Annotated in this window: 12 protein-coding genes; 8 read left to right on the forward strand and 4 right to left on the reverse strand. The window is 38.0% G+C overall.

Annotation, left to right across the window (positions count from 1 at the left end; translation table 11 throughout):
* The first annotated feature begins 35 nt into the window (after positions 1-35).
* The gene (locus JR334_00320) at positions 36-761 is read left to right on the forward strand and encodes a nicotinamide mononucleotide transporter (protein ID QRN85726.1); all 726 of its coding nucleotides are present in this window, start codon (positions 36-38) and stop codon (positions 759-761) included.
* A gap of 160 nt (positions 762-921) precedes the next feature.
* On the opposite strand, the gene JR334_00325 is transcribed toward JR334_00320, so the two are convergent.
* Positions 922-1,203, reverse strand: a complete 282-nt coding sequence (locus tag JR334_00325; protein QRN85727.1) for a transposase — start codon at positions 1,201-1,203, stop codon at positions 922-924.
* A gap of 428 nt (positions 1,204-1,631) precedes the next feature.
* On the opposite strand from JR334_00325, the gene JR334_00330 reads away from it, so the two are divergent.
* From JR334_00330 to JR334_00340, 3 genes are all read left to right on the forward strand, one after another.
* Positions 1,632-4,436 (forward strand): EAL domain-containing protein, encoded by a 2,805-nt coding sequence (locus JR334_00330; GenBank protein QRN85728.1) that lies wholly within the window; start codon positions 1,632-1,634, stop codon positions 4,434-4,436.
* A 249-nt stretch (positions 4,437-4,685) separates the two neighbouring features.
* A complete protein-coding gene (locus JR334_00335) occupies positions 4,686-6,014 on the forward strand; it encodes an amino acid permease (protein ID QRN85729.1) in 1,329 nt (442 codons plus the stop codon).
* A gap of 153 nt (positions 6,015-6,167) precedes the next feature.
* Entirely contained in the window at positions 6,168-6,635 is a 468-nt protein-coding gene (locus JR334_00340) for a VanZ family protein (GenBank protein ID QRN85730.1), read from the forward strand.
* A 441-nt stretch (positions 6,636-7,076) separates the two neighbouring features.
* On the opposite strand, the gene JR334_00345 is transcribed toward JR334_00340, so the two are convergent.
* A complete protein-coding gene (locus JR334_00345; GenBank protein QRN85731.1) occupies positions 7,077-8,126 on the reverse strand; it encodes a copper amine oxidase N-terminal domain-containing protein in 1,050 nt (349 codons plus the stop codon).
* Between the two features lie 422 nt (positions 8,127-8,548).
* Here JR334_00345 and JR334_00350 point away from each other — a divergent pair, with 422 nt between their 5' ends.
* Entirely contained in the window at positions 8,549-9,784 is a 1,236-nt protein-coding gene (locus JR334_00350; protein ID QRN85732.1) for a DUF1566 domain-containing protein, read from the forward strand.
* Between the two features lie 123 nt (positions 9,785-9,907).
* Here JR334_00350 and JR334_00355 read toward each other — a convergent pair whose 3' ends face one another.
* On the reverse strand, positions 9,908-11,509 hold the full coding sequence (locus JR334_00355) for a potassium/proton antiporter (GenBank protein ID QRN85733.1): 1,602 nt from the start codon (positions 11,507-11,509) through the stop codon (positions 9,908-9,910).
* Between the two features lie 495 nt (positions 11,510-12,004).
* Positions 12,005-12,403 carry a pyridoxamine 5'-phosphate oxidase family protein gene (locus tag JR334_00360; GenBank protein ID QRN85734.1) on the reverse strand — a complete coding sequence of 133 codons (399 nt, stop codon included), beginning with the start codon at positions 12,401-12,403 and terminating at the stop codon, positions 12,005-12,007.
* Positions 12,404-12,615: 212 nt separating this feature from the next.
* On the opposite strand from JR334_00360, the gene JR334_00365 reads away from it, so the two are divergent.
* The 3 genes from JR334_00365 (at position 12,616) to JR334_00375 (ending at position 15,431) form a co-directional block, all read left to right on the forward strand.
* A complete protein-coding gene (locus tag JR334_00365; GenBank protein QRN86807.1) occupies positions 12,616-12,948 on the forward strand; it encodes a helix-turn-helix transcriptional regulator in 333 nt (110 codons plus the stop codon).
* A gap of 368 nt (positions 12,949-13,316) precedes the next feature.
* On the forward strand, positions 13,317-14,048 hold the full coding sequence (locus tag JR334_00370; protein ID QRN85735.1) for a response regulator transcription factor: 732 nt from the start codon (positions 13,317-13,319) through the stop codon (positions 14,046-14,048).
* 78 nt (positions 14,049-14,126) lie between these two features.
* Positions 14,127-15,431 carry a sensor histidine kinase gene (locus JR334_00375; protein ID QRN85736.1) on the forward strand — a complete coding sequence of 435 codons (1,305 nt, stop codon included), beginning with the start codon at positions 14,127-14,129 and terminating at the stop codon, positions 15,429-15,431.
* Positions 15,432-15,553: the final 122 nt, after the last annotated feature.

A 15,553-nucleotide genomic window follows, 5' to 3' on the forward strand; every position in this document is an offset into this window, starting at 1 on the left:
TGTGTATGCGGATGTTTATTTTTTTGGGAGGATGAATGAATAAGATTAAATTAAAATTGTATTATTTTTCGAAAGGAGAATTAATTCTGTGGTTTGGATCCGTTTTTGTGATTGCTGTATCCTATTGCCTTTTTGATCGAAACAACCATGTAACACTATTGGCTTCTTTGATTGGTGTTACCTCTTTGATCTTTAATGCGAAAGGGAATCCGATTGGTCAATTTCTCATGGTTATATTCAGTTTGCTTTACGGAATTATATCGTTCAAATTTTCCTATTATGGAGAAATGATTACCTATCTAGGAATGACCATGCCGATGGCAGTGTTCTCCCTGATTTCTTGGTTGAAGAACCCCTACAATGGAAATAGGGCAGAAGTGGAAGTTAATCACTTATCCCAAAGAGAATGGGCTTTTCTAGGGGTTCTTACCATATTTGTTACCCTAGGATTCTATTATATTTTGGAATACTTTCATACGTCATACATTATTCCAAGTACCATATCTGTAACAACGAGTTTTATCGCAGTATATCTTACTTTCAGAAGAAGTCCCTACTATGCTATTGGATATGCTTCCAATGACATTGTGCTTATTGTTTTATGGGTTTTGGCAACGATTCAAGAACTTTCATACCTGTCTGTTGCGGTATGCTTTGTGGCTTTCCTTGTGAATGATATCTATGGATTTATCAATTGGAGCAAGATAGGAAAACGGCAAGCTAAAACTTTAGATAAACAGGAAGAGTGTATGGGTATGTAATTGATGGGGAAAGTGGATTTTAACTTTAGGAAATTCTATTACACTATAATAGAATGTACTCCCGGGAACACTTAGGGCAGCACACATTGCTGATATCGAGTAATTGTCTTGGTTAGCCTTGATGACTTCTACTTTCGTCCTAGTATCAGCGCCACTTGCTTTAAAATATCATTTTCCATCTAGAGCTTTTATTCTCTTTTTTTAACTCAAGGAGCTCGTTTTCAGCCTTACTGCGATTATCTTTTTCCTTGAATGAGCCAAAAAATTGATGCTTATTGACCCAACGGTTTAGGGAAAATGGGCTTAAATCATATTCTTTAATAATTGATGACTTTGATTTTCCGTTCAAATACAGTTGAACTACTTGGTTTTTGAATTCATCGGTGAAATCTCTGCGTGCTCTTTTGTCATCGTGATGTCTTTTCGTTTCATAGGGATTCATTTTACTTGACCTTAAGAAATCTGTCCAACTAAGTGTAGCCTATCCAGTAGACAGTGGGAGAGTTCTATCTTTTTCATCCCAAAGTGTTCGACGCGAACGTTATTTATTTTATTCATTGTATAAAGACCGTTCTAATGGTAGAATTGAAAGTAATAAATGGCATATATTCGAAGATTCAACCTTGCGATTGTATCGATTTTGGGGGTAGTTATAGAACATAATAGAGACTTAGCTCGAAAATGCATAGGGGTGAGTGGTACATTCTTTATGTTCAGCTTCGCTCTTTTATGTGTAAATAAATGGCCATATTTCTAACAAATAAAAAAGAAATAGTTTTAATTATAGTATCATTCAATCGATGGTGGTGACCTAGACACCCCAACCAATTTATCTTGCTGCTTAGTTAGCACTAAAAAAGGACGGGAAAAATGCTTAGTACTTTTATGGTTTCACTAATATTCTTTGCTGTGTGTATTATTGTCCAGACTGTTGGGATATTTACATTTCAAAGCAATCATAAAGCACCAGCCAACAGATTGTTTTTGGCCCTTTCAATCGCGATTATTATTTGGTCGTCTGGCATGGCGTTATCAACCATTGCATCTGATGCAGCAAGGTCAGAAATTTTCCGGCGTTTTTCCGCGATTGGTTGGAGCACATTTTATGCAATCTTGCTTCATTTTATCTTGACGATAACGGGTAAAACTTCTTTGTATAAAAAGAGATGCCTATATTTATGTCTATATTTACCTGCTTTCTTATGTTTGCTAGCTTTTGTTATCCCCAATGGATTCAACCCGTACCCATATAATCTCCAGCAAACAAATTATGGCTGGATAAATGTAGCGCAACATAATGTTTGGGACTGGATGTTTTACGCCTACTATATAGGTTTTACACTAATAGGCCTATTGACGCTATATCGGTGGAATAGAAAAGCCACGGACAGTATCATCAAAAAGAAATCAAGCATAATTCTCTTATCTTTAGTCTCGGCTCTTCTTCTTGGAACAATTACTGATGTCGTCTTAAGCAGCCAGTTTCATGAATTACCTCAGATGGCGCCTGTCATTATGCTGATACCTCTTCTTACTATATATCACGAGCTTCAAAGGAACAGATTTAACATAACAGAAGTTATAGACCATAGAATGAGTTACATAAGTTTATTCATAAGCATTCTTGCATATATAGTTCTTTCCGCCTTGCAAATATTTTTATTAGATAAAAATATTGTAATAGATTCAAAATTTATTAATGCAACGGCAATCAGAGGGCTTGCTGTTCAAATTCAGTTGTTAATATCAATATATCTTGTATTGAAAGAAAACAAATTAGGGTATATCACATCTGTATCAATGAACTCCATCAACCTTATTATTGCAGTTGCAATTATGATTAAATACAATTCAGGCATATCGTTGCCGGGCATCATTTCCAATGTGGGCGTTCTTGTGGTCATAACGCTTCTGAAAAATTACAAAGACAAAATTGCTACCTATATTAAAAAGATTAATACGCAAGTAGTCAAAGAAAAATTCTATTCCAGGATATTTAATCAAGCCCCTGTTGGGATTGCTATAATGAACGGAAAATATCATATGAAAAATGAAGAATTTGAAGATATAAGTATTAACCCGATGTATACAAAAATTCTTGGTCGTACAAAAGAAGAACTGCAAAACGTTACGTGGAGGGATATAACCCATCCGGATGATCTGGATGCTGATTTAGCATACTACAAACAATTAAAGACAGATGAAATCGCACAACACCCCAGAGAAAAACGCTATATTAAACCGGATGGCTCTATTATTTGGGCTAGTATGTCGCTGTCTCAGTTTGCCAGTTTAGGAGAAAATGTAGATAGTCATATCTGCATTATTTCAGATATAACCGAGCGTAAAAGAATTGAAAATAATCTGAAATACAACAATGAGCACGATTTGCTGACGGGACTGTATAATCGCGTTGTGTTGGAAAAAACCTTGAATGAAGATGCCATTATTTCCTCGCCAAATAAGCGGGCATTGGTATGCCTCAATCTGTCTAATATGCACACTTTAAACTTTCGATACGGATTTCGGTATAGCCAAACGATTCTGAAACGAATTACTGATTCTTTAAGGGCCTTCTGCAACGAAAATTACATCCTATTCACTCCATCCGAGTACAGTTTCATTTTTTATGTGAAAGATTATGGAGTGAAAAAAGAACTGGATAATTTTTGTGAAAAAGTATCTGAAATATTAAGGTCATATCTTTATGCCCATGGCATAGGCACTGGTATAGGGATACTGCGAATAGACCAATCAAATGTGCCCGACACGGATACGTTATTGAAAAAACTTATGAATACTAGCGAGATTGCAGCAAAAAATAGTAATAGCACCAATATTATATTCTACAGCCCGGAATTAGATGCCCAGATTGTTCGAGAGAACGATATCGGACAAGAAATAACAGAAATTGTAAGTGGTACAAAGACTGATAGATTGTATTTACAATTTCAGCCAATTTTTGATATTGCTTCCAACCGAGTTACTGAGTTCGAAGCGTTAGCCAGACTTAATAGCGAAAAATATGGCTTAGTTCCTCCCCTTGAGTTTATTTTAATAGCTGAAAAAATGAACTTAATCGTTCCTTTAGGAGAAAAAATTACTCTTTTGGCCCTTCACTTTTTAGACAAACTGAAAGAAAATGGCCACAATACAATCTCCGTTACGATTAATATTTCGATGATTCAGATATTGGATAATGATTTTGCCGATAGGTTGTTGCAGATGGTAAAGGGGATGCATCTGAATCCAGAAAGAATTGGCATTGAACTTACAGAATCAATATTTGCTACAAACAGAGCAGAAATTAACTCAGTGATTAATTTGCTGAGAGCTGCTGGGTTGAAAATACTAATGGATGATTTCGGAACAGGTTACTCCTCGTTTTCCCGTGCAAGGGAACTGAACATTGATTATCTAAAGGTCGATAAAAGCTTTATTGATAAATTGCTGGTTCTGAAGCCAGAAGAGGCGATTACTGGAGATATAATATCCATGGCACACAAACTGAATGATATTGTTATCGCGGAGGGTGTTGAATATGAGAAGCAATTTAGTTATTTACGAGACCACGGCTGTGATAAGATTCAGGGATATTTGATTAGTAAACCACTTGATCAAGATGTGGCCCTAGATTTTTTGGAAAAAGATTGGAGTGTCTTCGAGGTACATTGAAATCCGATTTTTTTATCAACGTACCTATGAAACGGATTAAGTTCTCTACCAAGTCCCCTATGAATACATTTTGATTGGTAGAGCTGCTACCAAAAGCACATTTATTTAATAGCGTGGCGAACACCATTTGAAGCTTGTGGTAATGAATTTGGACCTTGATCTAAAGCCTGTTTTGTCTTTTAGCAAAGTAGATGGACCGACCCTAACGATACGTATTTCAAGTATTTTGAAATGCAGAAGGAGTATAATATGACTCTTCATAAAAAACGAAACAGAACCCTGAGATTAGGTGAATTGATTGCAATCGCAGTGGGTGGTATGGTTGGTGGTGGGATTTTTTCTGTGCTAGGGATATCCGTTGCTATGATTGGAGTTTGGACTCCTCTGGCTATTTTTGTAGGAGGAATAATTGCGCTGTTTGCTGCCTACTCATATGTGCAGCTAGGTGTTTACTATAAGGATGAAGGAGCATCTTTTTCTTTCTTCAAAAAGACGTATACGAACTCACATTTTGCCTCATCCGTCATTGGGTGGCTGGTAATTTTTGGATACATTAGCACCCTTGCGCTTTATGCATATACTTTTTCGTCATACGCAATTAGTGGATCCACATATGCGAGTAATATATGGATACGCAAGATGATTGCGATTGGTATAATTGCCATATTTACTTGTGTTAACGTATGGAGTGTAAAAGGAATGGGAAAGATCGAAGACCTTATTGTCTACACAAAATTAGTAGTCTTGCTAATAATTTCTGTGGTCCTAATACAATCTGGAGCACCTAATTATTCCGAATTTATTCATAACCTATCGATAGATGCAGGCAAGGCAGGCATTTTGGGTCTACTGACTGTTTCTTCTCTTACTTTTGTTGCTTACGAAGGATTTCAACTAGTAAATAATGCCGTGAATGAAATGAAAAACCCAGATAAAAATATTGGTCGTGCGATTTACTATTCTCTTGCAGTGGTGACGGCAATTTACTTGATTATTTCGTTTGGCTCTGTTCTAGCAATACCCGCTAAGGACATTATTCAAAACAAGGAATATGCTTTGGCAGCCGGAGCGGGGAAGGTGCTTGGTAGCCTTGGCTCTGGACTCGTAATATTCGGAGCTTTGCTAGCAACAAGTAGCGCAATAAGTGGTACACTATTTGGCGCTTCACACCAGATGGTGGTTGTTGCAGAAAATGGATATATGCCTAGTGTGCTTGCTAATAAAAGGAAAAATATTCCTGTAAACGGAATTGTAACCATGGCAGCAACTTCGAGCCTATTAATTCTTATTGGGGGTCTAGAATTACTACTAGAATTTGGAAGCATAACGTTCCTTTTCGTTTCATTGCTGATGGCAATTGCCAATTTCAAGATACGAAAGCAAACCAAGTCTTCTCCCCTGATTACGATGATAGCAATTATATTGCTTTCAGTTAGTGGGCTATTGGTATTTTACTATGAAGCTACAAATGCTTTGAATCAAGTGATTTTTATCATTGCTATGTATATCGTTATAATGGGTATTGCATTCCTATATGCAAGAAAAAGAGACCATCGTCGTAAGAGTACGGACCATTGAAAGCTAGGCGAAGAAGAGATTAAAAACGGATAATCTGTAAAACATAGTATGGGCGAGCATACATCTAGGTGGTATGTTAGGTGGAAGGTGAGTCAAAAAAAGTGAAAACTATTTTGATGGAAACTGATTCGGCATAGAGGCGTATAGAGGAAAATGAAGAAATCAATAATTGCATGGATATTCTGGATATATATTGTACTTCTGTTCCTACTTGTAGTAGTGAAATACGATGGGTCTATGGCAAGTATTATTGATAGGATGGACTCATATAAATTAAGCCGCATGAATGGATTGTGGAATCTAAACTTAGTTCCACTAAGAACCATTACGGGACAACTTAAATACATTAGACAAGGGTGGGCCCTAAAGAATATTCTAGGAAACATGATTTTATTTGTTCCATTTGGAATCATATTACCTGCTGCCTATGAAGGATGTAGACAATTCTGGAAAACACTCTCAATCGGCCTTGCTAGCATTGTTGCAATAGAAATATTCCAATTCATAACCCTACTAGGGTCATTTGATGTCGATGATATCATTTTGAATACGATTGGACTAATAATCGGATATTTGATGTTTTTCATATATCACAAATGGACTTCTCAGTTACAATTATGAACATATTTGTAGTTTGCATATTTCAATTCGACTATTAAGTAAGGCAACTATTTTGAACAGCGCATCCACATTGGACAGATTCATAAAACGACAATAGAAGAATGAATTCGGTATTCTACCGGACTCATTTTTTTAGTGTATGCATCAGTTGGGGCGTTTATCATTAAGTGGACACCATGATTAAAGAAAAGGGAAAGCCATCAGCAAACTCCAAATTAGGTATGTGACAAAACGAACCTAAAAGGGAATCAGCTGATGGCTTAACTAGTTTTTCAAGGTACCTTCATAGAATTATTATTCAAATCCAGAGTCGCCAAAGATTCTTTACCTGCGCTGCTTCTCGGGTTCCGTGGTCAACTGCTGGAAATGGCAAAGCCCTTTGTGCAGGATTAAATTATCTTTCCTGAGGGGCTCTTGTTCTATGCTATTGGGAATTAGCCATTATTTTACTTGAACTTTAACCGCTTCATTATCACTATAAAGGAGATTAAAGAGCGCCGCGGGTACATAGGTTCTACCGTCAATCAGTATTGGTGCTACACCAATACTAAAATTCTGTGTGAGCCCAATAGCTTGACTGCTAGCTTTAAAATAACTGTCAGAGCCGATGTAAAGCGTTGTCTTAACCGTGCCATCATCGAGCAGGATGCTTTGGTCTTCGCCTTTCCAATCAGTTTTAAAACCAAGATCTTCTGCGACCAAACACAAGGGAACCATGAGAAGACCATTCTGGTCCATTAGCGATGTACCATCTACTTGTATGGCCTTATCCATAATCGTAACTGTCACAGCATCCTCCACACCCGACATAGGGGTATAGACGGCTCTTACGCCCAGTCCCTCTGCTTGACCTACTAGTACAGAGCTTGTTGCAACTGTTTGTCCCGGATAGCTCAAAGCCACGATGTCATACCAAACAAAGAGTTGTGTTCCTACATGAATATCATCCAGGGTCACATATTGTTTTGTTTTATATGGAGTTAGTGGGTTCTCCTCTGAAAAAGTGACAATCAAATCACCTGCTGTGTTGAGTGCTCGGACTTCTCCATCATTTCTTGAAATGATTTCCCTAACAGTGAAGAATTCAGCATGGCTTTTATCCTCTTCCACCTGGGTGACGATTGCAATTGCATGAGACTGGGGTGGTATACTTCTAGTCATTGCTGGGCTGTAATAAGCAAAGATAGGATCACCAACTTTTAATTCTTTCAAAGAAGCTGGAAGCCCAGTCTGGGAGTCGATTGCCAGAGTTTCTTCCGAAACATTTAGCATAATATCCATGTCATTAACAGTGACAAGTAGTTGGTCATTTTCTAAAGGCGCTTTAACAATGGCATCCCCCTTTAGTTGGCTGGATGCAAGGGATGGGGTGGTGGCATCTTCAGTACTAGACGTTTCCGCAAATGCAGTTATTGGGCTGGAAACAGCTGCTACGGCGATGCTTAAACTGAGGGCCAGTACGAATCCCAAGCTCTTTTTTGGTGCTTTCATAGTAAATTCCTCCAAGTATTGTATTGTTATTGATTTGACGTGCTAGAGTAATAGAAGTTCCGTAATGATGACGGATATTCTAGATTGTATTTTAATTTGAATCTGTATCATGAAAAGCAAGGAAGCCTATACCCGTATGGATGGTAGTAGCCTTGCAAGTTGGGCTTTGTAGCCTCTATGTATATGTCCAGTATATCAAGACTTACGAAGTCGAACAAAAAATAGGACAATACCGAAAAATTCTATGTTTAGTTTGGAAATGGGGTTAGATCTCACTTTGTAAGATAATAATGTGCATGTCAGGGATTGTCTGGGGAGGGAATGGATATGTGATGGCTGAAGTAGTAGAATAGCTATTAGGTAGGACTTGTAAATTGAAGAAGAATGCAATCAGAAAATGTACAAGCAATAAGGAGGAAAATATGAAAAAATTAATGGTACTGCTTCTGGTAGGCTCTATGACCCTGTCTATCACAGCGTGCGGAAAGACACAGAACGAAGGCGAAACAATAGCGTCTTCTCCTGTTGTCACAACGGGACAGACGACAAGCTACGATAAGGACGGAAATATTATCGATCCCGCAGAAGGAGAAGCTGGGTTTGGCCAAGATGCAGAGTATGCTAGTGTAGCATTTTCCTTTACGGATAATGGAAATGGGACGATCAGTGATGCTAACACGGGATTAATGTGGTTCTCCGTTCCGGAGGCAGTAAAGATGACCTATTCTGAAGCGTTGGACTATGTTGAAAATCTAGAGTATGCCGGATACTCAGATTGGAGACTTCCCACACCGAAGGAATTATTTTCTCTCAGCGATTTCTCAGAGGGCTGGCCGTATATAAACACGGATTACTTTACATTTAATGAGAGTGCAGTTGTCACGCCGGAAGGAATTGAGGGCGGACCTCAGGGCAGTGCTCCGCAGGGTGAAGAAGAGAGTATGGAAGGAGAAGAACCGGCACCCCTGCCAGAAGACCCAAGTGATGCTACTGAAAGCACGACCGAAGGACCCTCAGAAAGTGCTTCAAAAGAAGGCGGTCAGTTTTGGACTAGTGCTCTTTCTCAAGTAGAGGGAGACGAACGCTTGCAAGGAATTGCATTTGGGGTAAACCATGTTACCGGCCATATCAAAGCATACCCTGCAGAAGTTAGCACCATGGGCAAATATGTTCGTCCCGTGCGGGGTGATATCTACGGAGCAGAGGATTATACAGATAACGAGGATGGCACCGTGACAGATAATGCAAGTGGTCTAATGTGGATGGCTGTCGATGTAGGAGAATGTGTGGAATGGGAAGCAGCGCTTGAACTAGCTGAAAACTATGAGTATGCCGGATACACAGACTGGAGACTTCCAGATGTAAAAGAGTTACAGAGCATTGTAGATTACTCTGGGGCTTATCCAGCCATCAATCAAAACTACTTCCAATGCACTGAGACAGAAGAAAACCCAAACTATTACTATTGGACCAGTACTTCTGCCTATTTCAGTGAACATGAGCCAGATTATAACTCTGCCTGGTATGTGGCATTTGGATATACATCACATGGTGCAGGAGCAGTTAGATTTTCTCCAAAATATGAAGAAAGTGCTGCATCCTCAGAAGGAGAAGACAATATATTCAATTCTGTAAGACTAGTTCGGAATGCAGACTAAGTCACAAGTCGTTGTTGGATAGAGGCAATGATTGAGGTATTAAGAAGCCTTTTAATTTTTTGTTATGATGAAAATGATGTAACAAAAGGTCCTGGAAACAAGGAAAATAGTTGGGCCTACTTTCTAATCAACGTTATTGACTAAAACCAGTTTATCATTTTCTTTTATCACGGTACTCCCGTTAGGAACAATTATATTATTTCCACGTTTAACGATTGCAATTAAACTATTTGAATCAATTTTGATTGAATGTATTGGTTTTTCTTTCCAATCATGGTCACTATGTATTCTAATTTCATTTACTTCGATATGGATGTATTCTTCATATCCAGGAGCAGCCATTAGGACAATATCACCGTGCTCAATAATAGTATCTCCATTTGGTACAATTGCCTTATTGAGCTTAATAATGGTTACTACTAACACCTGTGGTGGTAACTCCAATTCTTTTACTTTGAGAGAGATCCAAGGATGGTTAGATGCAATCGGTAAACGAATAAGCTGAATTACATTTTCTTCCTGGTAATCGGTAAAGGTTTTTAACACATCACCATCTTGATCGATCATATTTAGTTTTTTGGCAACGTAAGGAAGCAGTGTTCCTTGGAAAGCGATAGAGAATAAAACGACACAAAAAACAATATGGAAGATATCGTTTTTTAAGTAAGCAGGATTTACCGTTGCAATGATTGCAAAAACAATAGCAGATGCTCCTCTAATTCCTGAAAATGATACTAATGCAATTTGATTCATATCACATTTCAGAGGTTTCAATAGGGTGAAAATAGCGATTGGCCGAGCAACGAATGTCAAGAAAACAGTTATACAAAAAGCAATAAATATGATTTGGGGCATCTGGGACGGAAAGGCTAGTAGGCCTAAAAGGAAAAAAATGCATATTTGCACAAGCCCAGTTAGTCCATCAAAAAAATTTATGAGAACACGCTTGTTCTTAAGGTATTGATTTCCAATTATGATCCCAAAAAGATAGGTACTCAAATAACCATTGCCCCCTATTTTCTCAGGCAAGGAAAAAGATAATAAAACCATGCCTACAAAGTAGATGATTTCCAATCCATTTGATTTCAAATCGAATTTGTTATATAGCTTTATTGTAATATAGGACAAAGCAAGGGCACATAAAATTCCAATAATGAATTGCCCTGCAATTATATAAACATATTTTCCATATGTAGTAGACCCATTCATCATTTCTAGTACGATGAGTGTCAGCATATATGCAGTAGGGTCATTGCTTCCACTTTCCAACTCTAACATTGGTGAGACCTGATTTTTTAAAGAAAGTTTTTTAGACTTTAAAATTGAAAAGACAGAGGCTGCATCAGTAGAACTTATTACAGCACCGAGTAGAAAACTTTCAAGTAGGTCTATGCGAAGGATGAAATAACAAAAGAGACCAACTAGTAGCGCCGTTAGTATGACCCCAACTGAAGACAAAAGAAGAGCTTTCACGGCTACTGGCTTGGCAGTCTTCCATCGTGTACCAAACCCACCATAGAACATAATGAAGATAAGAGCTACCGAACAGATAACTTCCGCTAATTGATAATTATCAAATGGAATTCGAACAATTCCATCCGAACCAAAAAATAATCCGAGCCCGATGAATAATAGGAGGCTAGGTATACCAATCTTCTTTGAAAATTTATTAATAATTATGGATAAAATAATCACTATAGAAGAAATAAAAAGTTTATCAATCATGTTATTCACCTCCTTTAACAAACTAAAACCAAAGCCATACAGATAAGCCAGTATGTATATATAAATTCGTGTGGGAAATATGATTGTGCGACACCAGTAATTGGTTTCATAAAATATGTGGCTAGTCGTTGCTTGTTGAATACCCCACAAAACCTGTAGACACCCTGGTCTATAGGGTTCTCGGAAGGTAGTGCAAGGAATGTTTGGGGATGCCAAGCACCACTCTTTGTTTAAGTATACTATATCCATGGTAGCGGAAGTGAATTATGGGAGAAATGATAGAGGTCTGCAGTTCAAATAATGGCAGTCTGACTACTGAAGATGCAAAAACATAAATTATGTTTATCCCTAAAAGCAAGTTAGGAAAATGATGTCATAGCGATTTACCAATTCAATTGTTTGCCGAGCGTATTTGCTCTAAAAAAACCAGTCTGTAAAATCTTGTTTTGAAGATAAGATTTTACAGACTGGTTATATGATGATAAATATTATGTGCTATTTACTAATTATTATTCCTGCACTAGGTCCAGCGCTTTGGTCGTATACTACTGTTGGATCAAAAATCCATACACCCCTTGTTGTCATACCTGCCTTTTTTGTTTGTTCTGCAATTTTAGCAAACAATTCTCCATCTGTTTGACGCTCTACTACTAAGGCATTTACTAAATAGGACTCGGTTCCTTTTACAACTAAAACAGCAATATTCTTATTTCCTGCTAAGTTTTCAGATGTCTTCTTCATAAGAATCTCTGCAGCACAAATCGTCTTTTCATCCGGAGCCATAATACTACCAACAACAATTGAATGGGGTATTCCCTCGCTTGAGACAGTTGTTAATACCTTACTTGCCTCGGGGTCATTGAGTAACGTTACTACTTTTTCAGGTATAATCATTGCTTTCCTCCTTTGATAATAACCATGGTTACTTTAACGTTATTTTTATAGTATGATACTATCATAAGCAAATATATTAACAAGTACAGAGATTTTAAATAGTAACTATGGAAAAACATAGTACTATTCAAAATCATAGCTAATAGTAGCTTCAAAAGGAGGAAGATGGTTTGGACAAAGAGGGTCTTATAAAAGAATGTACCGAATGTAAATTGGCACAAGAATCAAAGGGGCAGCTGTGCTCAGTTTGCATAACTCAAAAAATTATAAGAGGCAAATGGAAAATTGTCATCATTTGGCTTCTGAAAGACGGTAAAAAACGATTTTCCGAACTAGAACGGATGATTCCCAATATTACACAGAGTTATCTGACTAGCCAACTTAGAGAACTGGAAAAGTCAGGATTGGTAGTAAGAAAAATGTTTAACGTTATCCCTCCCAAAGTGGAATACAGTCTATCGAACAAAGGAAAAGAGTTTTTGGAAGTAGTGGATGCGATGGAAAAGTGGGGACAAGGTTATATAAGAGAAGTATTAACTACCTAATAAGAACGAAGGGGTTCTGCTTCGAAAATGAAAGAAGGTCAGGCTAAACCAAATTTTGGCTTAATGGAATGAGAGCCCCTCTTTTTAAAGGGGGGAGTATGTTAGGTACTATATAAATATGATACAATCAGCTTTACGGCAGTATGGAGATAGGTTGAATCCAGTGCAAGGAGACAATAATCCTCATTCAAGCTTCTTAGTGCCCTCCACCTGCAACTTGATACAAACAGTGCAAAATTTATCGCAGTAAGATAGGGGCAGTAGGATGAACTTGTGCATGTAGGAACTGAAAGAAGAAATCATCGTAGACGGGCTGTTGGATAGTTGGATTAGAGCATAAGGTAATCGAGCAAAGGGGAAGTAACTTAATGGTTAAAATTGCAATTTGTGATGATGAAGCGCAAGAACTAGAGCGTGCCTATAACTTTCTATTTAGGTATAAACAACGGCGCCCCCAATATGACATAGAAATCGTTACTTTTTCTGCTCCATTAGAGTTGATATCCTATGTAGAAAAATACGGCAGTTTTGATATATTCATATTGGATGTTTACATGACTGGCATGCTTGGTACAGATGCTGCTCGGGAACTTCGTCAACTTGATGACAAAGGTGAAATCATATTTATTACTAGCTCTAGGGACCACGCGATTGATGCTTATGAGGTGGATGCTGCAAAATACCTAGTTAAACCATATACCAAAAGTGTTCTATTCTCAGCGATGGACAAGGTTTTAAGCCGATTAATAGATGGGCGGCATCACACGGTCACACTCAAGACGACAGAAGGCTTTGTTCGCCTCTTTACTAGAGAGATCGTTTTTACTGAAACAGGTAGAAAGAATTACCAGGTCATTCATACCATTAAAGGAAATGTAGTGGAAGTAAGAATGACTGCCTCCGAACTCTTTGAACTCCTAGTACCAGCTAAGATTATTGTACGCTGTGGTTCTTCTATGATTCTGAACTTGAAATACATTCGGCAAATACGAAAGGATGCTGTCATATTGGATTCAGGTGAAGAGTTGGCCTATCCTTACCGGGCCTATAAAAAGCTTAAAGAACAGTTTCTTTGTTTTCAAATGTCCACAGATGAATAATGGACCTCATAATAGAAGGCTAGTTTTTTCCCAGCAGTAAAAACAATCTACAGACTATAACGAAAGAAGGCAGCTGACGTGTCCCATATTATTCTAGTATTCTTATCATTTTTGCAATCGGTTATGGGCTTTACGTTATTGTCTTCCTCTGTGATGCATTTTAGGGAACCGATCAAAAAAAGAGTTATGATTGGGCTTGCCGTAATGCTTTGCGGAATAATCCTTCTTTCCTCAATCCTATTTATATTTGGTTCTGATTCGCTAGACCGGTTTGCAATATTCGTCATTCTCATAATTCAGATTCCTTGGTTTCTGATTTGCTCCGAGGATCGCTTCTTTGTATCTCTCTTTAATTTTCTAACGTTTGTTAACATCTATGTATTTATAAGCTATACCAGCGATACCTTGGTTATGAATCTGGATGGAAATATCTTTATTGGTGTTCGAATTATTGTCCGCATGCTGATTTATGCTATTATTCTTCCCTTATTGTTTAAATTCGTGCGGCCACGTTTTCGCAGGATTGTAGATAGCTTAGATAAGGAATGGCGTGCAGCGATATGGGTCCCGCTATTGTTACTGCTTACCCAAAGCATGATTATTTATTATCCCGAACCGTATTGGTATTGGACGATCAATACTTGGTCAAGAGTCATTATTCTCATGGTATATCTACTGTCTTTGGCTGTGTACTATCTCTTTTATATACAGGCGAGCGCAATCGTTGAAAAGTATGCACTGGAAAAGCGTCAATTGCTTGTGTCACAACAAGAAAAATTGTGGGAATCAGAGTTGACTCGACAAAAGGCGACCACGGCTCTCGCTTCTCAGCAAAGACACGATATGCACCATCACAATGCGGTTATCATGGGGTTACTCCAGAATGGCGATATCACTAACCTAGAGTCCTATATGATAAGTTGTGATAAAGCGTTGGAAAAGCATCATCAAAATTCATTTTGCTTGAATCCAATTGCGAACAGTATTCTAAACTTTTATGCTGAACAGGCAAAAGAAAAGAATATTGAAACGGAGTTTAAGGTGAGTCTACCCGAGCAGATTGGTATCGATAATATTGACCTCACTTGTGTTCTTGGAAATGCCCTAGAAAATGCCATTGAGGGATGCTTGCGGTTACCAAAAGATGAGAAAAAAGAGATTATCGTTACAATCAAGTATTTTGACCATCGATTGCGGATTAAGGTGGAGAATACCTGTGCCCTAGATATCCTCTTTAAAGATGAACTTCCTATAACCCATAAAATGGTCGGTGGGACGGGTACAAAAAGTATTCTTTATACGGCCGAAAGTTATGATGGTACAGCGGGATTTTCGGTGGTGGGGAGTACATTCATCGCTCAAATTGTTCTGAATTCACATTAAAATATATAACAATGATTTTACAAGCAGCGACCGGTTCACTCTGGTAGCTGCTTTTTTTATCCCCAAATGCAATTATCCCTAAAAGAATAGCAATTACCCCAAAACCGGATTTGGACTTTTAT

The sequence above is a fragment of the Clostridia bacterium genome (genome assembly GCA_016887505.1).
Lineage (GTDB): Bacteria > Bacillota > TC1 > TC1 > UBA5767 > UBA5767.